Consider the following 21,737-nt stretch of genomic DNA (forward strand, 5'->3'; position numbering starts at 1 on the left):
TATCGGACTTGCCAAGAGCGCAGAGGCGCGCATCATGGTGAATTGATGATCTGGGGAGGTCTTCAATGAGAACAATCCTGCTTGCTCTTGCCGCCCTCGGAGCGGCGGCGTCGTCGGTTCACGCCGAGGACTGGAACTCGTTTTCGCGCAGCACGAACAACGTCTTCATGGCGGACGTCGACGCGATCGGGTCGGTCGACGGCATGACGACGATCATAGTCGCCACGGTTCCGCTGCGGGGGGACGCCGACGACTTCAGTCACTCGATCGAGACGTACGAACTGGACTGCGGCGCCCGCAAATGGCGGACGACCGGGATCGTCGAGTACGGCCCCGACGGCGCCGAACTGGACCGGTTCCCGGAGGCCAATCCGGGCTGGGAGCCGGTACGCAGCGGCACCGTGCCCGAGCACCTGAAGGCGATCGCCTGCGACGGCGCGCGCGCCGAGCCGCCGACGTTCACCTCGATCAAGGCCTGGGTCGAAGCTGGTCGACCCTGACCTGAGCCTCAGCCGAACTGGGCGTACGGGTTGGCGTGCAGGGCGTTGACGATGTCAATGATCGCCCGCTGTCCGCGCACGCTGTTGCCCGCTTCGTCCAGCGGCGGCGCGAAGGTGCCGATGCCGAACTTGCCCGGGGCCACGGCCATAAGGCCGCCGCCGACGCCGCTCTTGGCCGGCAGGCCAGTCTTGAACAGCCATTTGCCGCTGTCGTCGTAGAGACCGGCGGTGGCCATGACCGCGAGAATGCCCGGCACCAGTGAGGAGTCGATCACCTGCTTCCCGGTCACCGGGTTGCGGCCGCCGAAGGCAAGGGTCGCGCCCATGACCGCCAGGTCCCGGGCCGTGACATTGATCGAACAGCCCCGGGTGTAGAGCTCGGTCGCCACCGCCGGATCCATCGCGAAGCGATCATAGGCCGACATCAGCGAACCGATGGCGCGGTTGCGCTGATTGGTGGCGGCTTCGGACTGGTAGACGGGCTGGTTGACCTCCAACTGGCGGCCGGCGAAGTCGCTGTGGATGCCGATGATCTTGGCCCAGATCTGGTCCGGATCGGTGCCCTGGATGTTGCCGACCGTGGCGATGGCTCCTGGATTGACGAGGGGGTTCATCTCCTTGCCGCGGTACTGCTCGACCGCCTCGATGGAGTTGAAGACCTGGCCGGTGGCGTCGACGCCGACGCTGTCGATGATCCGTTGCTGGCCGGATTCCTTCATCACCAGGGCCATGTTGAAGACTTTGGAGATCGACTGGATGGAGAACGGTTGTTCGACGTCGCCGGCCGAGTGGATCTGGCCGTCGGCGCCGACCAGGGCGATGCCGAAGTAGGTTGAGGGCACCTCGGCCAGGGCCGGGATGTAGTCGGCGTTCTTGCCCTCGGTGAGGGGCAGGTACTGGTGGTAAGCCGCGTTGATGGCGGCATCGACGTTCGACTGGGGAAGCGCTCGGGCGGCGGCCGGGACCGCGGCGCCGAGGCCTGCGGTCAGGGCTCCGGCGCTCATCAGTCCCAGGGCGGAGCGGCGGTTGGCGTTGATCTCTCTCATCGTAGTTGTCCCATTTTCAGCCCCGGTCGGGGCTAGTCGACCAGGAAGTCGTTGCTGGTGAAGCTGACCTTGAAGCTGAACTGGATGCGGACATCGTCCCCGGTTGCGCCGCCGTTGTCGGTGCGCTTGCCCCACAGAAGCTCCGCGCCGGTCATCACGCGGGGGGTGGGTGTCCATAGAATGTTGGCCGAGGCGTACTGCCCGCGGTGGAAGGCCGAAGCCTCCTGGAAGTTGGTGTTGTCGACCTCGGTGAAGCTGTAGCCGATGGCCGAGGTCCAGTGCTCGTTCCAGGCCCAGTCGAGGTAGGCGGTCATGCCGAACAGCGGCACGGCCTCGCCTTCGCCGGTGATGTCGATCGGCCCCGGAGGCGTGCCGACGATCGTGACCTGGGGCGCCAGGTCCATGCCGCCGTCATTCATGTAGCTGGCGATGCCTTCGCCGAAGACAGCGCCGAGCCGGATCGTCCCCTGCCCCATCGTGTAGGCCGTGCCGAGGTTGATGCCCCAGCCGAGGTCGTCGCCGTCGGGTTCGTTGTCGGGAGCGCCGATCGTTTCGAAGCCGATCTGGCGCAGGATGCCGGACACCTGGGCGTGGTAGCCGTCACCCTGCCAGCGCACCTGACCGGTCGCGTCGGGCAGGCTCTCGGTGTTGGTCAGGCCGGAGCCAAGGTCGGGATCGATCTGGCGGATAAGACCGGCGTCGATGTCATTGCCGGGCTTCTCGACCGCGACGGCGGCGTAGAAGTCCGGGCGGTCCGTGATGATCCAGCGGATCTGCGGGTTACGCAGGAAGACCATCCCCGACGGACCCCAATAGTCGATGGTGTTGGGGAACAGGTCGCCGTCCATGAACAGGCTATTGGTCTGCCCGGCGAGGATAGGGCCCCAACGTCCGTAGGCGTGGCGGAGCCGGAACGTGGTCTGGCCGGCGTCGACACCGGTGCCGAACAGGTCGAATTCGAACCGCCCCTCATAGGGTCGACCGCCGGCCTCGCCGCTGGCGCGGACGCCGAGGCGGGACTGTTTGACGGAGATCGAGGTCTGGCCGTCCGAGCCGAAGGCGTCGTTCTCCGTTGGAATTTTCGACGGGCGGAAGGCGTCCTCCCAGGCCGGGTCGACGCGGTTGAAGTCGTAGATGAAGTCGACCTGGCCGAAGCCGTAGATTTCGAACTTGTCGTCGTCGACGCCACCGCCTGAGCCCTGCCGTGTCAGGAAGGCCGGCCACAGCCGGGGCGCCGGTTCTGCGCTGGCGGGAATTTGTCGAACGGGGATCATGCTGGCTTCGACCGGGGTGGAAGCCTGTTCGGTCTCCATGGCTTCGACGCGGGAGGCCAGTTCGGCGATCTGGGCGCGCAGGGCGCGGATCTCTTCCTCCCGCGGGTCCGCGCTTTGCGGCGCAGGAGGGGCCGTCTGGGTCGCGGCGGTCTGGAGGATTTCCGGTTCCGCCTCATCGGCGAGGACCGGGGATGCGATGGCTGCGCCAAGACACCCAAGAGCGAGAAGATGACGCATTACTGGAGCCTCCTGAAGCGATGGCCCCCAACAGCGGGGTCAGTGGAAGTGGTGCTCAGAACGCGAGCACGGCATCGGTTGTGAGCACCCAGCCGTTGCCGCCGACGGCGTAGGGGTATGCGAGTCCGCCGACCGGCGAATGGTTGAGGTAAAGCAGCTGACCGTTGAGGCGCAGGTTGCGGCGGTGCAGGGGGAACCAGTTGAGGCCCACCCCGACGTCACCCGGATTGCCGAACTCGCCCCAGATCTTGGACGCCGAGATGTAGGCCTGCAGCGTGTCGCGCACGGGCATGAACGAGGTCTGCAACTGGAACCCGTGATCGAACAGGTCATCGACCGGCAGCGGGCCGTTCGCCTCGAAGTCGTCGATCCACCGGGCGTAATACTCACCTTCGAACGACCAGCCGCGGTATTTCACACCGGCGTTGAGCGAGGCCATCTGATAGGTGGCCCGGTCGACCTGAACGCCGGGGGCGAAGGCGTTCGGCGAGAAGATGTTGGTGCCGTCCGACAGCCGGAGCTGGACGTTGTCGAAGCCGTTGTCTTCGGTCGGCTGGCTTTGCGCGTCCTCGGGGCTGCGGGTGTAGCTGACGCCGAACAGGGTCGCGACCTCTTCGTGCCAGTCGAAGTCGCCGAACCCTTTCGCGTAGCCGAACTCGCCGGTGGTCGGCATCCACCACAGGGCGCCGGACACGGTGTTGAACTCGTCGTTGAGCTGACCGGCGTCGATCCCCAGGGTGCTCAGATTGTTGGCGATCACAGCGCGGTAGTAGAGCCGGTCGACGATCTCGCCTTCCGCCCAGAAGCCGGAGGTGTAGGACCCGCGGAAGTACTCGTCGGCGGAGGTGCGGTTATCGACCCGCAGCCAGTGCGGGTAGGTGTACATGGTCGAGCGCGTGGTCGGCAGGGCGATGATGCCGCCGCCGACAGTCAGCGCGTCGTTGAACTTGTAGGTCAGATTGCCGGCCCACACCGTCTGGGCGCCCAACCCCTGGCTGGTGTTGGCGGTCCAGGCGAAGATCAGCCAGCGGAATTTGGGATCGAACAACCACCCCTTGAAGGTGAAGGTGACCTTCTGGAGTTGCGCCTCCTGGCGGCGGTCGATGTCGAAGGTACGGCCGAAGCTGTCGGTGTAGCTGTCGTCGAGACCCATCTGGTTCAGGTATCGGACGTAGGTGGCGAGCGTCACATCGAGCTCGCCCCATTCGCCGGCCGCGAGGACGATGCCGCGATTGGGGTCGTAGATCTCGTCGAAAGCGTCGACGATAGCGCCGCTGCCTGGAGAGGTCTTGGTGTCGGTCGTCAGGATGGGCGCCTCGCCGGGGATCTGCGGCTGCGGCTCCGCCGAGACGGTTTGCTGCACCTCCGGCGGCGGGATGGTGATGCCTGGAACCGTGGCCTGCAGCTCGGTCTCCAGGGCGTTGATGCGGGCGTCCAGCTGGCCCATCTGGTCGGCCATGCTCTCCTTCATGGCGCGAATCTCGTCGATCTGGCGCTGGATGCTGGCGGGGTCGGGCGCCGGCGCAGCCGGCTGGGTCTGGGCGACGGCCGCGAACGGCCAGGCCGCCACGGCCAGAGGTGCGAGAGCCAGGAGCAGGATGGATCTAGCGCTGGACATTCGCTGCCTCCCAGGCACGGACGCGGGTGCGGGCGTTGTCGAAGAGGCGGACGTAGTTGCCGCGGCGGATGGCGTAGCTGGTCTCGGGCGTCAGTTGGGCGAAGACCGGATCCCAGAGGTGGTAGACCCGCAGCTGCGCCGCCTGATCGCGCGGCGCGACGTTGTCGGTGCCGAACAGGAAGCGGTCGGGGAAGCGGTTGAAGAGCGCGGCCGTGCTGCGGATCGAGTCGGGATTGTCGACGGCGTATTTGGCGACCTCGTCCCACGAGATGTCGAAATAGACGTGGGAGAGGGTCGGGTCGGCGAGCATCTCGGCCAGGAGGGCGCTGTGGGCCTCGCTGCGTTCGACGACGTGATAGGCGCTGCCGCTGGCCTGGGTCGGGCGGACGATGCGGCCGAGGCCCGTGTGGGCCCAGATGATGGTCGTGTTCGGGTGCCGGCGCAGGACGTCCTTGGCCTGACGGAGGTAGAGCGGCTCCTGATCCAGCGGGCCGAAGGGGATGTTGATGTCGTTGTGCAGGATGACGAGCAGGCCGGCCTCGCCCGCCAGATCGAGGATGCGGTCCAGCGCCGGATTGGTCAGGCTGGCGGTCTCGCCGGCGACCTTGGAGGAGACGAACTCCTTGTGGATCGAGAACTCGCCGATGCCGCTGAAGACGCCGGGGTAGGTCTGGAGCACCCGCCGGATGTGGTCGGCCGCGTACATGTCGGCCGGGTTGAAGCCGGTGATCATCGGGTCCAGCCTGGCGCGCTGTTCGGGCGGCAGGGACAGGTATTCGTGGGCGATCCAGGCGTCGGTGAACGAGTAGTAGTAGAGGGGCGCGTCGCTCTGCAGATAGTAGGTCGGGGCGTAGTCGCCGGAGTTGCCGTAGGACCAGGTCTGCTGCAGCGGGATGCCGAAGAGGGTCGAGCGTTCGACCTTGTCGCCCATGATGTCGAGGTAGTCGGAGATGTCTGTGCCGACCTGGACGTAGTTGGTCAGGTGGAAGTGGGAGTCGTTGAAGAGGTAGCCGTCATCGGGCGGCGCGGACTGGGCGTCGGCCGGGGCGACCGCCAGAACGGCGAGCGCGGCGCCGAGCAGCGCCACGCGCGGTAGCCGCGCAGGAATGAGCCCGCTCCCTCGAGCGGAAGCCCCGATCGCCATTCTTCAACCCTCTACCGGCGGGCGAACCCGCCGATCTCCCTTCCCTGTCGCCGGACAAGGTTGTCCCGCAACGACCCGCGGAGGCTGGACTCCGCGAGGCGGCCTCTCCATCGGGTAATCCCCTGGGGTCACCCTGAGGAACGCTCCATGTGTTCATGATTTGTTCCAGTCGCCACCAGATTTGAGTACGCAACCGTAAGCTGGTGCGAACACCAGCCTACGGTGTAGCTTTTTAACCTTGTGGATCAGGCGTCGACGGCGGCGTCCAGGGCGTTTTCCTGGATGAACTCGCGGCGCGGCTCGACCACGTCGCCCATCAGTTTGGCGAAGAGGTCGGAGGCGTCCTCCTCGTGCTCGACGGTGACCTGCAGCAGGGTGCGGGCGTTGACGTCGAGCGTCGTCTCCCACAGCTGCTCCGGGTTCATCTCGCCCAGACCCTTGTAGCGCTGGATGGCGATGCCCTTCTTGCCGGCCTCAAGCACCGCCTCGAGCAGGTCGAGCGGACCGCGGATGGTCGTCGACTTCTCCTTGCGGCGATAGACGGCGGGCTTCTCGAACAGGCCCTCGAAGGCGTGGGCGCGTTCGGCCAGACGGCGGGCGTCCAGCGAGCGGATCAGGGCCTCTTCCAGCACGATGCGCTCGGTGACGGCGCGGCGGACGCGTTCGAACACGACAGCGCCCTGGGCGCCCGGCGCGCCGGTCCAGTCGCCGTCGCCTTCCTCGGCGTAGAGGTTGAGGCGGGCGGCTGCCGTGGCGGGGTCCGTCGGCTCCTCGTTGAACAGGCCGGCCAGGGCCGCCTGCTCGACGGCGAAGGCGGGGGCGCGCTGCGACAGGCGATCGACGCCGGCCTTGAAGGCCTTGGCCTCGCGCACCAGGGCCTGGAGGTCGAGGCCGGTGCGGCGCTCGCCGGTCGGCAGGTCCAGCTCGGCTTCCGAGGAGCCTTCCTCGATCAGGTAGGAGTCCATCTCCGACTGATCCTTGAGGTAGCGCGACTGCTTGCCCTTGGAGACTTTGTAGAGCGGCGGCTGGGCGATGTAGACGTGGCCGCGCTCGATCAGCTCGGGCATCTGACGGTAGAAGAAGGTCAGCAGCAGGGTCCGGATGTGGGCGCCGTCGACGTCGGCGTCGGCCATCAGGATGATCTTGTGATAGCGCAGCTTGTCGGCGTTGAAGTCGTCGCGGCCGATGCCGGTGCCGAGCGCCAGGATCAGGGTGCCGATCAGCTCCGACGACAGCATGCGGTCGAAGCGGGCGCGCTCGACGTTCAGAATCTTGCCGCGCAGGGGCAGGACGGCCTGGTTCTCGCGGTTGCGGGCCTGTTTGGCCGAGCCGCCGGCGGAATCGCCCTCGACGATGAACAGCTCGGACTTGGCCGGATCGCGTTCCTGACAGTCGGCGAGCTTGCCGGGCAGGGAGCTGATCTCCATCGCCGTCTTGCGGCGGGTCAGGTCGCGCGCCTTGCGGGCGGCCTCACGGGCGGCGGCGGCCTCGATGATCTTGGCGACGACCTGTTTGGCCTCGACCGGATGCTCCTCGAACCAGGTGGCGAGGCCTTCCTGGCAAAGGCCCTCGACGGCCGGGCGGACTTCGGACGAGACCAGCTTGTCCTTGGTCTGGGAGCTGAATTTGGGGTCCGGAACCTTGACCGAGAGGACGCAGGTCAGGCCTTCGCGGGCGTCCTCGCCCGAGACGGAGACCTTCTCCTTCTTGGCGGCGCCGGCGCTTTCGATATAGCCGCCCATGACGCGGGTCAGGGCCGCGCGGAAGGCCGACAGGTGGGTGCCTCCATCCCGCTGGGGGATGTTGTTGGTGAAGCACAGCATGGTCTCGTGGTAGCTGTCGTTCCACCAGAGGGCGAGATCGAGCTCGATCCCCTCCTTCTTGCCGCGGATGACGATGACGTCCTTGAGGATGGGCGTCTTGGACTTGTCGAGGTGGCGCACGAAGGCCTCGACGCCGCCCTCGTAGTGCAGGATCTCCTCGAACGGCTCGGCGTGGCGGTGGTCGGCCAGCTTGATGACCACGCCCGAGTTCAGGAATGCCAGCTCGCGCAGGCGGTGCTCGAGCGTCTTCAGGTCGAAGTCGATGTGCGAGAAGGTGGTGACCGACGGGTAGAAGGTGACCTCGGTGCCCGACAGGGGCTGGCCGGCCTTGTCGCCCGTGGTGCGGATCGGGGCGTCGCCGGTGATCTCGAGCGATTTGGCGGTATCGCCGCGCTCGAACCGCATCTCGTGCATCTTGCCGTTGCGGTAGATCTTGAGCTGCAGCCAGTCGCTGAGGGCGTTGACGACCGAGACGCCGACGCCGTGCAGGCCGCCGGAGACCTTGTAGGAGTTCTGGTCGAACTTACCGCCGGCGTGCAGCTGGGTCATGATGACCTCGGCCGCCGAGACGCCTTCGCCCTCGTGGATATCGGTGGGGATGCCGCGGCCATTGTCGGTGACGGTGACCGAGCCGTCGGCGTTGAGGATCACCTGCACCAGGTCGGCGTGACCGGCCAGGGCCTCGTCGATCGCGTTGTCGACGACCTCATAGACCATGTGGTGCAGACCCGAACCGTCGTCGGTGTCGCCGATGTACATGCCGGGGCGTTTGCGGACGGCGTCCAGGCCCTTCAGGACCTTGATGGAGTCGGCGCCGTAGGCGGCCTCTTCGGCGGTGTCTTCGTTGCGCGCGATATCGGTCTGGTCGGTCATTCAATCGGTCGGTGAAACGCCCTGTCGCAGGGCCTCTGGAGGCGGCGGATGGGCCGCCTTGAACGGACTGTTTTCAGGGCGCGAATCTGACCCGCGCCGATGCCGTCAACATATAGGGAATCCGGGCGGAATTGCGAGGGAAAGCGGTGTCGTCGGACGGGCTTTCAGGCAGCCGGAATCGCCGCTTCCGGGAGGAGCGGTGAGGGGAAGGCGCGGGGCGTCCGGGCCTCGCCCGGAATGCGTTGTGTTTTACCGTTTCGACGAAGCCTGACGCCCCGCGTGGTCGTTGGTCGCGAGCCCTCCGGTTGGCACCCGTTGTCAGAGTTAGCCGGATCTCCGCCACCACCGTTGCCGGCAATGACGCGGATGGAACATGTGAAGCGGTTCCACCACAGCCCGCGGCGAGCAAGCAGGCAGCATCCATCGCTGCCTGACGAGGCCCCCCGGACTACCCTACGCCCGGGCTTCATCGCTCAACCACAGCCCGTCGTCGTCGAGGCGTTGGATCCGACGCCTTCCCCATCGACGGGATGAGGGGATTATGGGGCGGGCGGATACCTCGCTGCGTAGAGGGAATTTAGGTGGGGGAAATCAGCGGGTTGGCGAAAAGAATCCGGAAATAGCCGACGCCGGGTTCTCCGAAATCCCGGCGCCCCTCTGCTTTCGTCATCCTCCGGCGAGGCGGAGCCGAGACCGGGGGACCCAGCGGCGCCGTAGCGAAGCGAAGGCGAAACGGTTCAGCGAGCCGTGCGCGCGACAGCTTCGCGCTCTCGCGCGCCGCTGGGTCCTCCGGTCGCCCTGTGGGCGCCGGAGGATGACGATAGCAAAAGAGCTCGGACGATGGAGAGGTGGGCGTCTCAGCCGAACCTGCCGTCCGCGACCTGGACGAACTGCGCCCTCCCCCGGAGCGGGGCGAACAGGTCGGCCTCGGTGCCGGTCATGAAGGCCTGCAGGCCCAGGGCCTCGATCTCGTCGAAGAGGGCGGCTCTACGGGCGGTGTCGAGGTGGGCGGGGGCCTCGTCGAGGAGGAGGATCGGCGCGGCCTTCTGATCGGCGAGGCGCGCGATCTGGGCGAGGATGAGGTTGAGGACCAGGGCCTTCTGCTCGCCGGAGGAGCCTTCCGCCGCGGGGCGGTTCTTCTCCCGGTGCAGGGCGGTGAGGTCGGAGCGGTGCGGGCCGTAGAGGGAGCGGCCGGCGGCGGCGTCGCGGGGGCGGGAGCGGGCCATGCCGTCGCGGATGACGGCGGCGATGGCGGCCTCGTCCGAACCGGCGGCGGCCAGGGCCTCGGCCTCGCCGGTCAGGCCGAGGTCGGCCTGGGGGAAGGGCCGGTCGTTGCGCGTGTCGATGGCGGCCTGGAGGGTGGTCAGGGCGGCGGCGCGGGCGGCGGCGGCGGCGGCCCCGGCCTCGCCGAGACGGATCTCCAGGGCGTCGAGCCAGAGGGGGTCGGCCTCCCTGCCCTCGGCGCCGTCGACCAGCAGACGCAGGCGTTCGCGCAGGGCCTTTTCATAGGCGGAGACGGCCGCCGCGTGGGACGGGTCGGCGGCGAAGACCAGGCGGTCGAAGAATTTCAGCCGCTCCGCGCGGGCGTCGGAGAACAGACGGTCCTGCTCGGGCGTGGCCCAGACGGGGCGCAGGTGGTCGAGCAGGCGGCCGGGCTGGGCCGTCTCGCCGTCGATGCGGACGATGCGGCGGGCGGCGCCGGGGGTCTGGACCCCGGTGCCGAGCCGGACCTCGTCGTCCTCGCCGGTCAGGATCGCGGCGACGGCCCAGGCCCGGCCGGTCGCCTCGCCGGGCTCGCGCCGGCCCATCTCGGGCGCGGTCGCGCCGCGCAGGCCCTTGCCGGGGGTGAAGAGGCTGAGCGCCTCCAGCAGATTGGTCTTCCCCGCCCCGTTCGGCCCATGCAGCACCACCGACCCCGCCTCGATCGGCAGGGTCGCGGACGCGTAGGAGCGGAAGTCGGTGAGGGTGAGGGCGGTGATCAAGAGCGGTCGGACACGCAGGAATGACGGATGCGCCAATCCTCTAGCACCTTGACGAGATCGCGGGAGGACATCGACCAGCCCGGACGGAGATAGCCCGCGTTGAACAGCCATCGGATCAGGGGCAGGAGCAGCGCGGTCCTCCTCCACCGCGACCGGGGGATGATCAGGCGCGGTCCGAACTCGCTCATCTCGCGACAGACAGACTTGCGCGGTGGCGCTGGGCCAAAAGCTCAAGGACGTCGGTCAAGTCCTGCCCCGCCCGGGTCATGAGCCAACGATCATACTTTCCGAAACTCAGAAGCTTGTGCCAGCCACCGGGGTGTTTCGGGCGGCCGGCCTCCGTGAGCCGACAGCCCAGGTGGGTCACCGCCCCCTGACGCAGGACGACGAAGTCCGAGATGTCTTTCCAAGGCAGCAGCGGCCGGGACCACTGCCCGTGAAGCGCGATTCCCGCGTCACTGATGACCAAGGTTGTCGGGCGCCAAAGCTCCAGACCGCCGAGTACGGACGCGAAACCGAACATCGCCACACAGGCCCAGCCGAGGGCGACACCTAGGTCGCCGTAGCGCCTGAACATCCCTCCCCCGTCCGCGAGTTCGCACGCGAGGACGATAACAAAAGCGAGGGCCAGCAGGAGCAGGGGAACGCTGGTTTCGGTCGACCGGAGCCGGACGACCGACAACGGCTCCGTCACACCCTCAGCGGCATCAGCACGTACTGGACACCCGGGTCGGCCGGATCGAGTACGAGCGTGGGCGAGGCCGGGTCGGCGAATTTGAAGTTGGCGGTCTCGCCGGTGATCTGGCCGGCGACGTCCAGCAGATAGCGGGCGTTGAAGCCGATCTCGAAGGGTTCGTCGGAGTAGCCGATCTCGACCTCCTCGACGCCCTGGCCGGCCTCCATGTTGCGGACGGTCAGGGTGACGCGGTCCAGCTCGAAGGCCAGTTTCACCGAGCGGCTCTTCTCGGCCGAGATGGTGGCGACGCGGTCGACGGCCTTGGAGAACATCTCGTTGTCGATGTCGGCCTGCTTGTCGTTCCCCTTGGGGATGACGCGCATGTAGTCGGGGAAGGCGCCGTCGATGACCTTGGAGGTCAGGCTGGCCTGGCCGAACTCGAAGCGGATCTTCTGCGGGCTGACCATGACCTCGACCATGCCCGAGCCGTCGTCGAGCAGGCGGCGGACCTGATCCACCGTCTTGCGCGGGACGATGACGCCCGGGCCGCCGGCGGCGCCATCGGGGGCCGGGGTCTCGGCGAGGGCCAGGCGGTGGCCGTCGGTGGCGACCGCGCGCAGCAGCGGAATGCCGGCCTCGGCCACGGTGTGGAGGTAGAGGCCGTTCAGATAGTAGCGGGTCTCTTCGGTCGAGACGGCGAAGCGGGTCTTGTCGATCAGACGGGCCAGGTCGTCCTTGGCCAGGGCGAAGCGGGCGCCCGAGGTGTCGGTCGACATGACCGGGAAGTCGCCGGCCGGCAGGACCGGCAGGTTGAACTTCGACCGGCCGGCCTGGACCACCAGGCGGGGGTCGTCGCCCGAATAGGACAGCGAGACCTCGGCGCCGTCCGGCAGCTTGCGGACGATTTCGTACAGGGTGTGGGCCGGGGCGGTGATCTGGCCCTCGACGTTCACCTGGGCCTCGGCCTCGTCGACCATCTCCATGTCGAGGTCGGTGGCGGCGAACGACAGACGGTCGCGGCCCGCCGACAGCAGGACGTTGGACAGGATCGGAATGGTGTTGCGCCGCTCGACGACGCTCTGGACGTGCCCGAGGGCCTTCAGGAGCGCGGATCGTTCGATAGTCAGCTGCATGTCGTCTCGCCCGGCTGCGGCGACTCAAGCGTCACCGCGTATAGAGGGCCTTGGACACTAGCGGATTGGCGGCGCGGGGCAACGGTCTGGACGGCAGGTCCACAGACTTCTCCCGCCCCTTCGCGACGGAGAGGCGAGCCGGACATGACAAGGGCGGCCTGCGTGACCGCGGCCGCCCCCACCCTGTCGCCGTTGACACGACGACATCCCTCCCCGGACGGGGAGGGAGAATTACAGCCTAGCTCCGCAGCTTGCGGGTCAGGGCCTCGACGTCGCGGGCGATCTGTTCGTCCTGGGCGATCAGCTCCTCGATCTTGCGGACGCCGTGCAGGACCGTGGTGTGGTCGCGCCCGCCGAAGCGGCGGCCGATGTCCGGATAGGAGCGGGTCGTGTGCTGCTTGCACAGCCACATGGCGATCTGGCGCGGGCGGGCGACCGATCGGGTGCGGCGCTCCGACAGCAGGTCGGCCTGCTTGAGGGTGAAGTGGTCGGCGACGGTCTTCTGGATCTCGTCGACGGTGATGCGACGCTCCGGACCGCCGCGCAGTGCGGAGCCGAGCAACCCTTGCGCCTCGTCCACCGTCAGCGACGACAGACGGGTGGCGGCGACGGCGGCGAGGGTGTTCACTGCGCCTTCCAGCTCGCGCATCGAGCCGGGGGTGCGATCGACCAGATGTTCGAGCACGTCGGGGCGGACCTCGCCCGAGACGACGCCGAGCTTGGCCAGGGCCTCGATGCGGTTGCGGGCCACGGCCAGCTTGAGCGCGCGGTCGGCGGGCTCGACCGGGCAGGTCAGGCCCGAGGCGAGGTGGCTGCGCAGGCGCGGCTCGACCTCGGTCAGGGCCATCGGCGGCTTGTCGGCCGACAGGATGATGCGCTTGCCGTCCTCGATCAGGGCGGTGAGCGTGGACAGCAGCTCCTCCTGGGTCGAGGCCTTGCCGCCGACGAACTGGACGTCGTCGATCAGCAGCATGTCGGCCGAGCGCAGGCTGTCCTTGAAGGCCGCGGTCGAGCGGTCCTGCATGGCGCGCACGAAGGTCGACAGGAAGCGCTCGGCGGTCAGATAGACCACCTTGGCGTCCGGACGCAGGCGCTGGGCCTCCCAGGCGATGGCGTTCAGCAGGTGCGTCTTGCCGTAGCCGTAGGGGCCGCAGAAGAAGATCGGGTTGAAGTGGCCGTCGGCCCAGGCGGCGGCCTGGCGGGCGATGGCCAGGGCGAAGGCGTTGCCCTGCCCTTCCACGAAGCTGTCGAAGGTCAGGCGGTCCTGCAGACCGGCGGCGCGCACGGCGCGGGCGCCGTCGGCGACCGGGGCGACCGTGGCCATCGGCATCGGCACGACATTGCCGTTGAGGGCGTGTTCCGGGGCGCGGCCGGCGGCGACCTGCGAGGCGGGAGCGACCGAGCCCATCTCGGCGCGGCAGCGGACGTCGAGACGGCGCGACAGGCCGTCGAGGCCCAGCCACAGCTCGTTCATGCGACGCAGGGCGTTCTTGCGCACCCAGTCACGCGCATAGGCGGTGGGGGTGACCAGGATCAGCTGGCCGGCGCCGTCCACCCGGACGGCCGAAGGTGCGATGTAGGAGCTGAACGCCCCCTCGCCGATTTCTCCACGCAGGCGGCCAGCCGCCTCGGTCCAGATACGATCCGGATCCGTCATCCCCGCCATTCGTGCGCCCCCCACCATGATCAAAGCCACCCGCCGAAGTTTCATCACCAGACGCGCTTCAGAGATGGGCTGATCCAGGGACGACTTCTCCTGTCCGGTGCGGCTACAGGGCCGTCCCGGTGGGGTCGTTCTCACAATCAGACATCTCACGCCGTCGCGGAACCAGGTCCCGCGCCGTCTTCATCCGTGTTGGGACGGAAGTGCGTCAGGCCTCAAACTTACGCCCGGCGAGGTGAGCGTCAACGCTGATTCGCGAGTCGATTTGCAGTTAAAATTGTTGACTCCGGCAAGTGTCGCCGCGGCCTTGGAAAAACGCCTTTTCGCCACAGACGCGAGCGCAAATTTTGTTCGCGGCACTTACCGACGCACGTGCAAACGGCGAGGGAGCCTTCGCGCCCTCGCCGTTGAAATCACTCGTATTTACCGTGACAAGCCCGCAAAAGGCCGTCCGACGTCAGGCCTATATCAGGCGGCCGACATCTTCTTCAGCTGGGCGGCCAGACGGCTCACCTTGCGCGAGCCGGTGTTCTTGTGAACCACGCCCTTGGAGACGGCGCGCATCAGCTCCGATTGAGCCTCGACGAACGCGCCCTTGGCGGCGGTGGCGTCGCCACCGACGACAGCTTCCTGGAACTTGCGGAGGAAGGTCCGGACGCGCGTGCGGCGAGCCTTGTTCACTTCGGTGCGGGCAGCGATCTTGCGGATCGCTTTCTTGGCGCCGGCATTGTTGGCCATCAGTCAAACCTTCGAACGGAAAACGCCGCGGAGCTACACGTCCACGGCGCGGAAATCTCAAGAGCGCGCGGCTATAGCGGAAAGGCGGGAGGGGTTCAAGCGGAGTCTGGGATCGAGGAGGGTCGAGGGTCGAGGGGCGAGGGTCGAGGCCAGAAACCTCAACCTGGATCGCCCGGTCGCGACACGCTCAGACACTCTTCCCCTCGACCCTCGACCCTACTTGCCCGTGAACACCGGCTTCCGCTTCTCCACGAAGGCGGACATGCCTTCCTTCTGGTCCTCGAACGCGAAGAGGCTGTGGAACAGGCGGCGTTCGAACTGGACGCCTTGCGTCAGCGTGGTCTCGAGGGCGGCGTTGACCATTTCCTTGTTGGCCATGACGGCGAGCGGGGATTGCGAGGCGATCTTCGCGGCGATGGCGCGGGTTTCGTCCAGCAGGGTCTCGTGCGGGAAGACGCGGGAGGCGAGGCCGGCGCGTTCGGCTTCGGCGGCGTCCATCATGCGGGCGGTCAGGACCATGTCCATGGCCTTGGCCTTGCCGACCAGGCGGGTCAGGCGCTGGGAGCCGCCGATGCCGGGGGCGACGCCGAGGTTGATCTCGGGCTGGCCGAACTTGGCTTTCTCCGAGGCGACGATGAAGTCGCACAGCATGGCCAGCTCGCAGCCGCCGCCGAGGGCGAAGCCGTTGACCGCGGCGATGATCGGCTTGCGGAAGCGGGTGATGCGGTCGTGGCCGAGGGCGAAGAAGTTCACCTTGTACATGTCGGCGTAGGACTGGTCCGACATCTCCTTGATGTCGGCGCCGGCGGCGAAGGCCTTCTCGCCCGAGCCGGTCAGGATCAGGCAGCGGATGCTGTCGTCGTGCTCGACGCTGTCGAGGAAGTCGGACAGATCCTTGAAGAGGGCCGAGTTGAGGGCGTTCAGCGCCTCGGGCCGGTTCAGGGTGACCACCGCATAGCCGTCGGCGTGGCGCTCGATGAGCAGGGTGGAATAGCTGTCGGCCATGGGATCAAGCTCCGGTGTTCGGGTGTCCAATAACTGTCCGCTCATCCCCGCGAAAGCGGGGACCCAGTTCTTTTGGAAGGGCCCGGACGGGGATCACGAGCGAGCGAAGCCGCGGATACCGGTCACCCAAAGCACTGGGTCCCCGCTTTCGCGGGGATGAGCGGATTGGGGGGAACGGTCACCGCCGCGGCAACAGGGCGAGGGTGAAGGCGGCGCGGGAGAGTTCGGCGACGACGACGGCGCCGAGCAGCAGGTTGGCGAGCAGGACCTGGGTGCGGGACGAGGCGAGGTTGAAGCTCCAGCCGAACAGGCCGGCGAAGGCGAGGCCGGCGGCGAGCAGCAGGATCAGGGAGATGAGGATCATCAGGGCGACGTGGCTGGCCTGGAGCGCAGCATAAAGCGTGGGGCCCTCCTCCAGGGTGCGGCCGCGGCGGCGGAACAGCCAGGCGATGAAGCCGGTGGCCACCGTCTCGGACAGGACGGTGACGGCCAGGGCGGCGAGGAACCACCAGGCCAGGCCGCCCTGCTCGCCCCGCCACATCATTTGCGCGAAGTGGAGGAAGTAGGCGCCCCAGACGAGGACGCCGACGATCAGGCTGACCCAGAGGTGCGTCTTGCGCAGGTTCATGGGCATCTCCTCAGGTCTTCAGACCGACCATGTCGGCAAGCTTCAGGACGGTGTTCCAGTTCCGTCCGGTGCCGAGGCCGATGAGGCGCGGCAGCGCCTTCTCCGCCATCTTCGAACGGCCGATGCCGTCGGGGTGCCAGAAGAAGAGGTCGCCGCCGGCGGCCTCGACCTGCTCCTCGCCGGCCGCGAGGGCGCGCAGGGACTCGAGCGCGCCGGGCTTGATCGCGTCCTTCATGATCATGACCAGCAGCTTCGAGCCGTTCTCCGCGGCCTGCTCGGGGAAGGGGTTGGCGGCGATCAGTCCGGCCCATTGTTCGGGGGTGCGGACGACGACCTCGATGCGGCGGCCGAAATGCGCCTCGATGCCGGCCTCCAGCTTTTCGGCGGCGACGTCGGGGGCGGCGTCGCCTTCAACGACGAGGTTGCCGCTGGCCAGCAGGGTGCGGGGGTCGGCGAAGCCGGCTTCAGCGGCGATGGCCTTGAGCTCGGCCATGGGAACCTTGACCCCGCCGACGTTGACGCCGCGCAGCAGGCAGATGCGATGGGTCATGGGGCGGCCTCCCTGGGGTCGAACCTCGCGGCGGGAACCTCCCGCCGGATCATGCTCTCCAAGCCGAAGCACACCCCGCGCATCCTGAGAAGTCGAGGCCGCGATGCTCCTTCCCTTCTTTGACAACCCCGATCTGGACTTCGTCGCCCGCACGGCGGTCGGTCACGCCGCCATGGGCACCTCGGACATCGGGCCGGTGCTGGAGACCCTGTCGCGCTGCGCCGACGGCGACCCGACGCGCTGGCATGACAGCTGGAGCGCGGAGGCCGACCGGTTCCAGGCCGCCGCCGTCGAGGCCCGCGCCGCGGGGCGGATGGCGACCGCGGCCGCGCACTTCCTGTCCGCCAGCGAGTTCTATGATCAGGCGCTGGCGCAGGTCGACGGCATGCCGGATGCGGACGCCGTACTGCTCCCGACGTTCCGGCTGCACCGGGCGGCATGGGATGAGTTCGTCGCCGCCTCGGAAGGGCGCCACCTCCCGGTCGACGTTCCGTTCGAAGGTGGTTCGATGCCCGGCTATCTGTTCCGTCCGGATGCGGGCGGCGGCGCGCGGCCGACGCTGGTGGTCGTCAACGGCAGCGACGGCGCGCTGAGCGGGCTGTGGGCCACGGCGATCCGCCCGGCCCTCGATCGCGGCTGGAACGCCTTCGTCTTCGACGGCCCCGGCCAGCAATCGCTGCTGTTCGAGCGCGGTGTGCCGTTCCGCCCCGACTGGGAGGCGGTGCTGACGCCGGTGCTGGACACCCTGGTCGCGCGCGCGGACGTGGATGCCGGCGCCCTGCTCGGCTACGGGATCAGCCAGGGCGGCTACTGGCTGCCGCGTGCGCTGGCGTTCGAGCATCGGCTGGCGGCGGCGGTGGTCGACGGGGGCGTGGTCGATGTCGCACGACCGTGGAACGCCATCCTGCCGCCGGAGCTGACGGCGATGCTGAAGCCCGGCGAGCGGGACGCGTTCAACGCCGCCATGGCCGCCGGTCCCTCCGACCCCGAGCGCGAGCGCACCTTCGCCTTCCGCGCCAGGCCGTATGGCGGGGAGACGCCCTATGACGTGTTCGCCGCGGTGCAGGGCTATGCGCTGGGTGACCTGATCGGGAAGATCGCCACGCCGCTGCTGATCACCGAGGCGGAGGGCGAGCAGTTCTTTCCGGGACAGTCCCAGGAGCTGTTCGACCAGCTGCCAGGCGAGAAGGAGATCGTGCGGTTCACCCGCGACCAGGGCGCCGATTTCCACTGCCAGCCGATGGCCCGCGCGCTGACCGGCCGGGTGGTGACGGACTTCCTGGCCGCCCGCATCGGGTGACGGGTCAGCGCTTCTGGCAGACGGAGCAGAAGAAGGTCGAGCGGCCGCCCTGGACGATGCGTTTGACGACGCCGCAGCAGCCGTCGCGGTGGCAGGGCTTTCCTTCGCGGCCGTAGACGTCGAAGCGGTGCTGGAAATAGCCCTGCCCGCCCTCGGCGTTGGCGAAGTCGCGCAGGGTCGAGCCGCCGGCGGCGATGGCGTCGTCGAGCACGTTGCGGACCTCGGCGGCGAGGACTTCGAGGCGGGGTTTCGAGACCTTGCCGGCGGCGAGGAGCGGCGAGATGCGGGCGCGGAACAGGGCCTCGCAGACATAGATGTTGCCGAGGCCGGCGACGACACGCTGGTCCAGCAGCGACACCTTGATGTTCTGCTTCTTGCCCGCGAAGGCCTCGGCCAGGTGGGCGCCGGAGAAGCGGTTGCCGAGCGGCTCGGGACCGAGGCCGGCGAACCACGGATGGGCGTCGATCTGGTCGGTGGGGATCAGGCCCATGAAACCGAAGCGCCGGGCGTCGGCGAAGCCGATGCGGGTGGTGGTTCCGTTCTTCAGGGCGCCGAGGCTGACATGCTCGTGCTTGCCGACGGCGGGGGCGTTCTCCTCGAACTCGCCGACCTGCTCGCCGTCGAGGGTGAAGCGGCCGGTCATGCCGAGGTGGGTCACCCAGGTCTCGCCGGTCGACAGGGGCATGAGCAGGTATTTGGCGCGGCGGTCGATGCGCTCGACGGTCGCGCCCTCCAGCCGGTCCGGGAAGCGGTCAGGGAAGGGGAAGCGCAGGTCTGGGCGGTTCTGGCGCACGCGGGTCAGGCGCGCGCCCTCCAGCACCGGCTGGAGACCGCGCCGGACGGTTTCGACCTCGGGAAGCTCGGGCATGGGTAGGCGGCTACTCGCGATAGACGTCGTGGCAGGACTGGCAGGTGGCGCGGACCTCGGTCCATTGCGCGGCGAAGGCGGCGGCGTCCTCGCCCTGCGACAGCTCCGACAGGCGGTCGGCGGCGGCGGCGTAGGCGGCGGCCTTCTCCTCGAAGCCGGCGCGGTCGGTCCAGACGCCGGACAGGGCCTTGGTCGGCACGCCGGCTTCGGGGCCGGAGCCGACGGGGAACATGCCGGACAGGGCGTGGGCCCAGCGGGACAGGGCGCGGGTGTTGAAGCGCTGGTTCTGGAGCGGCTGGTTGGCGTCGATACCGGCCTTGATCGCGCCCATGGTGACGCCGGACATCATCAGCGCCGCCTGACGGGCGCGCACGATGTCGGCCGAGCCCTCGCCCTGGGCGTTGGCGGCGCCGCCGATGCAGAGCAGGCCGATCACGGCCCCGATCATGATCCGTCGCATGTCGATCCCTCTCCGTCCGACGGCGACGCTCGACCCGCGAACGGGCGGTGTCAATGCGGACAGGGCCTCTAGGCGCCCGGCGCATTTCCGGCTTAGGTCCCGCCAACAACGGGAGAGGGGCCGCCATGACGGATGCCGCCGCGCAAAAGCCGACAACCGGCAAGCGCATCGAACTGACGCTTCGCGCACTGGTGCTGGGCTGTTTGCTGGCCGTGGTGTTCACCGCCGCCAACACCTACCTGGGCCTGCTGGTCGGCCTGACCTTCGCCTCGGCCATTCCGGCGGCGGTGATCTCGATGGCGATCCTGCGGGCGTTCCGCACCTCGACCATCTGGGAGAACATGACCGTCCAGACCGTGGCCTCGGTCGGCGGGGCCATGAGCTCGATCATCTTCGTCCTGCCGGGCCTGGTGATGATCGGCTGGTGGATGGAGTTCCCGTTCTGGCAGTCGGTGCTGATCTGCGTCTTCGGCGGCGTGCTGGGGGTCACCTTCTCGATCCCGCTGCGCCGGGCGCTGGTGACCGGAAGCGACCTGCCCTACCCGGAAGGCGTCGCCGCCGCCGAGGTGCTGAAGGTCGGTTCGCGCGGAGCCGAACAGACCGAGAGCGCGGTGCGCGAGAACAAGGCCGGCCTGTGGGTGGTGGTGTTCGGCTCGATCGTCTCGGCGGGCTACGCCCTGCTGGTCGCCGGGCGCGTGTTCGCCGGCGAGGCCGCGAAATTCATCAAGCTGCCGGCGTCGCTGGGCGCCGGCGCGACGGGCATCGGCTTCAGCATGCAGTTCGCCCTGCTGGGCGCGGGACACCTGATCGGCCTGACCGTCGGCCTGGCGCAGCTGTTCGGCCTGATCCTGGCGTGGTGCATCGCGGTGCCGGTGCTGACCTCTCCGGATACGGTCGCCTGGCTGACCGCGCACAACATTCCTTCGCTCGCCGGAACCATGGCGGCGGGCGCGCCGGTCGAGGAGCTGGCCACCAACGTCTGGCGCAATGAAGTGCGCTTCATGGGCGCCGGCGTCATCGGCGTGGCCGCGATCTGGACCCTGCTGAAGCTGGCCGGCCCGCTGGTCGGCGGCCTGTCCTCGGCGCTGGCCGCCCAGGCCCGTCGCAAGAGCGGCGAAGTGCTGGCGCGGACCGAACAGGACATTCCGATCGGCATCGTCGGCATGCTGTCGCTGGCCTGCCTGGTCGGCATCGCAGCCCTGCTGGCCTGGTTCGCGCAAGCCGCGCCCGCGCTGGCCGGATCGACGGGCATGCTGGTCGTCGGCGGCCTGGTCTATGTGGTGCTGATCGGCTTCGCCGTCGCCGCCATCTGCGGCTACATGGCCGGCCTGATCGGCTCGTCGAACAGTCCGGTGTCGGGCGTCGGCATCCTGGCGATCGTCATCGCCTCGCTGCTGATGCTGGGCGTCATGGCCATCGCGGGCGTGCCGGCGGATCCGTCGATCATCGCCTTCGCCCTGATCGTGACCTCGGTCGTCTTCGCCGTGGCGGTCATCGCCAACGACAACCTGCAGGACCTCAAGACCGGCCAGCTGGTCGAAGCCACCCCGTGGCGTCAGCAGACCGCGCTGATCGTCGGCGTCGGCGCCGGCGCGCTGGTCATTCCCTTCATCCTGAACCTGCTCAACCAGGCCTTCGGCTTCGAAGGCGGACCGCCCGCCATCGTCGAGGGCGCCGAGCCGCTGGCTGCGCCGCAGGCGACGCTGATCTCGGCCCTGGCCCGCGGCGTCATCGGCGGCGACCTGCGCTGGGACCTGATCGGGGTCGGTGCGGTGATCGGCGTGGTGATCATCATTCTGGACGTGGTTCTGAGCCGCGCCACGAAGGGCAAGATCAAGCTGCCGCCGCTGGCGGTGGGGATCGGCTTCTACCTGCCGGCGGCGGTGACCACGATGCTGGTGGTCGGCGCGGTGTGCGGCTGGATCTACGAGAAGGCGATCGCCAAGACCCGCTTCGTCGACGTGGGCCGCCGCATGGGCGTGCTGCTGGCCTCGGGCCTGATCGTCGGCGAGAGCCTGTTCGGGGTGTTCACCGCCGGGGTCATCGTGGCCACGCGCAACGACGCGCCGTTCGCCATGCTGCCGGAAGGCTCGGCCTGGCCGGCCATGCTGGCCGGGATCGTCGCCTTCGCGGGCCTGACCTTCCTGCTCTACAGCTGGATCATCCGTCAGTCGGCCAAGGTCTGATCGCCATCCCCGATCGCGTGATGAGCGCCCGTC

Annotated in this window: 18 protein-coding genes; 3 read left to right on the forward strand and 15 right to left on the reverse strand. The window is 68.3% G+C overall.

Annotated elements, in window-relative coordinates:
* Positions 1–65: 65 nt before the first annotated feature.
* A complete protein-coding gene (locus GGR12_RS15760) occupies positions 66–500 on the forward strand; it encodes a surface-adhesin E family protein (RefSeq protein WP_183205612.1) in 435 nt (144 codons plus the stop codon).
* Positions 501–508: 8 nt separating this feature from the next.
* Here GGR12_RS15760 and glsA read toward each other — a convergent pair whose 3' ends face one another.
* The 13 genes from glsA to GGR12_RS15825 all read right to left on the reverse strand — a co-directional run bounded on the left by glsA (position 509) and on the right by GGR12_RS15825 (position 16,890).
* Entirely contained in the window at positions 509–1,546 is a 1,038-nt protein-coding gene (glsA, locus tag GGR12_RS15765) for a glutaminase A (protein ID WP_221212417.1), read from the reverse strand.
* A gap of 32 nt (positions 1,547–1,578) precedes the next feature.
* Complete coding sequence (locus GGR12_RS15770; RefSeq protein ID WP_221212418.1) at positions 1,579–3,057, reverse strand: DcaP family trimeric outer membrane transporter; 1,479 nt, start codon at positions 3,055–3,057, stop codon at positions 1,579–1,581.
* Positions 3,058–3,112: 55 nt separating this feature from the next.
* Positions 3,113–4,675, reverse strand: coding sequence for a prefoldin domain-containing protein (locus GGR12_RS15775; protein ID WP_221212419.1), 1,563 nt, complete (start codon positions 4,673–4,675; stop codon positions 3,113–3,115).
* A complete protein-coding gene (locus tag GGR12_RS15780) occupies positions 4,662–5,762 on the reverse strand; it encodes an amidohydrolase family protein (RefSeq protein WP_221212420.1) in 1,101 nt (366 codons plus the stop codon). The genes GGR12_RS15775 and GGR12_RS15780 overlap by 14 nt, the downstream gene beginning before the upstream one ends.
* 302 nt (positions 5,763–6,064) lie before the next feature.
* Positions 6,065–8,515 carry a DNA topoisomerase (ATP-hydrolyzing) subunit B gene (gyrB, locus tag GGR12_RS15785; protein WP_183205614.1) on the reverse strand — a complete coding sequence of 817 codons (2,451 nt, stop codon included), beginning with the start codon at positions 8,513–8,515 and terminating at the stop codon, positions 6,065–6,067.
* An 857-nt stretch (positions 8,516–9,372) separates the two neighbouring features.
* The gene (recF, locus tag GGR12_RS15790) at positions 9,373–10,497 is read right to left on the reverse strand and encodes a DNA replication/repair protein RecF (RefSeq protein ID WP_183205615.1); all 1,125 of its coding nucleotides are present in this window, start codon (positions 10,495–10,497) and stop codon (positions 9,373–9,375) included.
* A 184-nt stretch (positions 10,498–10,681) separates the two neighbouring features.
* Entirely contained in the window at positions 10,682–11,179 is a 498-nt protein-coding gene (locus GGR12_RS15795; RefSeq protein WP_183205616.1) for a hypothetical protein, read from the reverse strand.
* Positions 11,180–11,187: 8 nt separating this feature from the next.
* A complete protein-coding gene (gene dnaN / locus GGR12_RS15800) occupies positions 11,188–12,306 on the reverse strand; it encodes a DNA polymerase III subunit beta (protein ID WP_183205618.1) in 1,119 nt (372 codons plus the stop codon).
* 238 nt (positions 12,307–12,544) lie between these two features.
* The gene (gene dnaA, locus GGR12_RS15805; RefSeq protein ID WP_425486226.1) at positions 12,545–13,996 is read right to left on the reverse strand and encodes a chromosomal replication initiator protein DnaA; all 1,452 of its coding nucleotides are present in this window, start codon (positions 13,994–13,996) and stop codon (positions 12,545–12,547) included.
* 441 nt (positions 13,997–14,437) lie between these two features.
* Positions 14,438–14,707 carry a 30S ribosomal protein S20 gene (gene rpsT / locus GGR12_RS15810; RefSeq protein ID WP_183205620.1) on the reverse strand — a complete coding sequence of 90 codons (270 nt, stop codon included), beginning with the start codon at positions 14,705–14,707 and terminating at the stop codon, positions 14,438–14,440.
* 216 nt (positions 14,708–14,923) lie between these two features.
* On the reverse strand, positions 14,924–15,712 hold the full coding sequence (locus GGR12_RS15815; protein ID WP_183205621.1) for an enoyl-CoA hydratase-related protein: 789 nt from the start codon (positions 15,710–15,712) through the stop codon (positions 14,924–14,926).
* Positions 15,713–15,890: 178 nt separating this feature from the next.
* Positions 15,891–16,340, reverse strand: a complete 450-nt coding sequence (locus GGR12_RS15820) for a hypothetical protein (RefSeq protein ID WP_246328956.1) — start codon at positions 16,338–16,340, stop codon at positions 15,891–15,893.
* Positions 16,341–16,350: 10 nt separating this feature from the next.
* On the reverse strand, positions 16,351–16,890 hold the full coding sequence (locus GGR12_RS15825; protein WP_183205622.1) for a DUF1697 domain-containing protein: 540 nt from the start codon (positions 16,888–16,890) through the stop codon (positions 16,351–16,353).
* A 103-nt stretch (positions 16,891–16,993) separates the two neighbouring features.
* Here GGR12_RS15825 and GGR12_RS15830 point away from each other — a divergent pair, with 103 nt between their 5' ends.
* Positions 16,994–18,190, forward strand: coding sequence for an alpha/beta hydrolase family protein (locus GGR12_RS15830; RefSeq protein WP_183205623.1), 1,197 nt, complete (start codon positions 16,994–16,996; stop codon positions 18,188–18,190).
* A gap of 4 nt (positions 18,191–18,194) precedes the next feature.
* Here the strand turns inward: GGR12_RS15830 and mutM are convergent, their stop codons facing one another.
* Both mutM and GGR12_RS15840 read right to left on the reverse strand, forming a co-directional pair.
* Positions 18,195–19,058 (reverse strand): bifunctional DNA-formamidopyrimidine glycosylase/DNA-(apurinic or apyrimidinic site) lyase, encoded by an 864-nt coding sequence (mutM, locus tag GGR12_RS15835; protein ID WP_183205624.1) that lies wholly within the window; start codon positions 19,056–19,058, stop codon positions 18,195–18,197.
* 10 nt (positions 19,059–19,068) lie between these two features.
* Positions 19,069–19,518 (reverse strand): c-type cytochrome, encoded by a 450-nt coding sequence (locus tag GGR12_RS15840; RefSeq protein ID WP_183205625.1) that lies wholly within the window; start codon positions 19,516–19,518, stop codon positions 19,069–19,071.
* A 125-nt stretch (positions 19,519–19,643) separates the two neighbouring features.
* Here GGR12_RS15840 and GGR12_RS15845 point away from each other — a divergent pair, with 125 nt between their 5' ends.
* Positions 19,644–21,704: an OPT family oligopeptide transporter gene (locus tag GGR12_RS15845; protein WP_183205627.1), complete on the forward strand. Its 2,061-nt coding sequence runs from the start codon at positions 19,644–19,646 to the stop codon at positions 21,702–21,704.
* Positions 21,705–21,737 lie beyond the last annotated feature (33 nt).

The sequence above is a fragment of the Brevundimonas lenta genome (assembly GCF_014196335.1).
GTDB classification, from domain to species: Bacteria; Pseudomonadota; Alphaproteobacteria; order Caulobacterales; family Caulobacteraceae; genus Brevundimonas; species Brevundimonas lenta.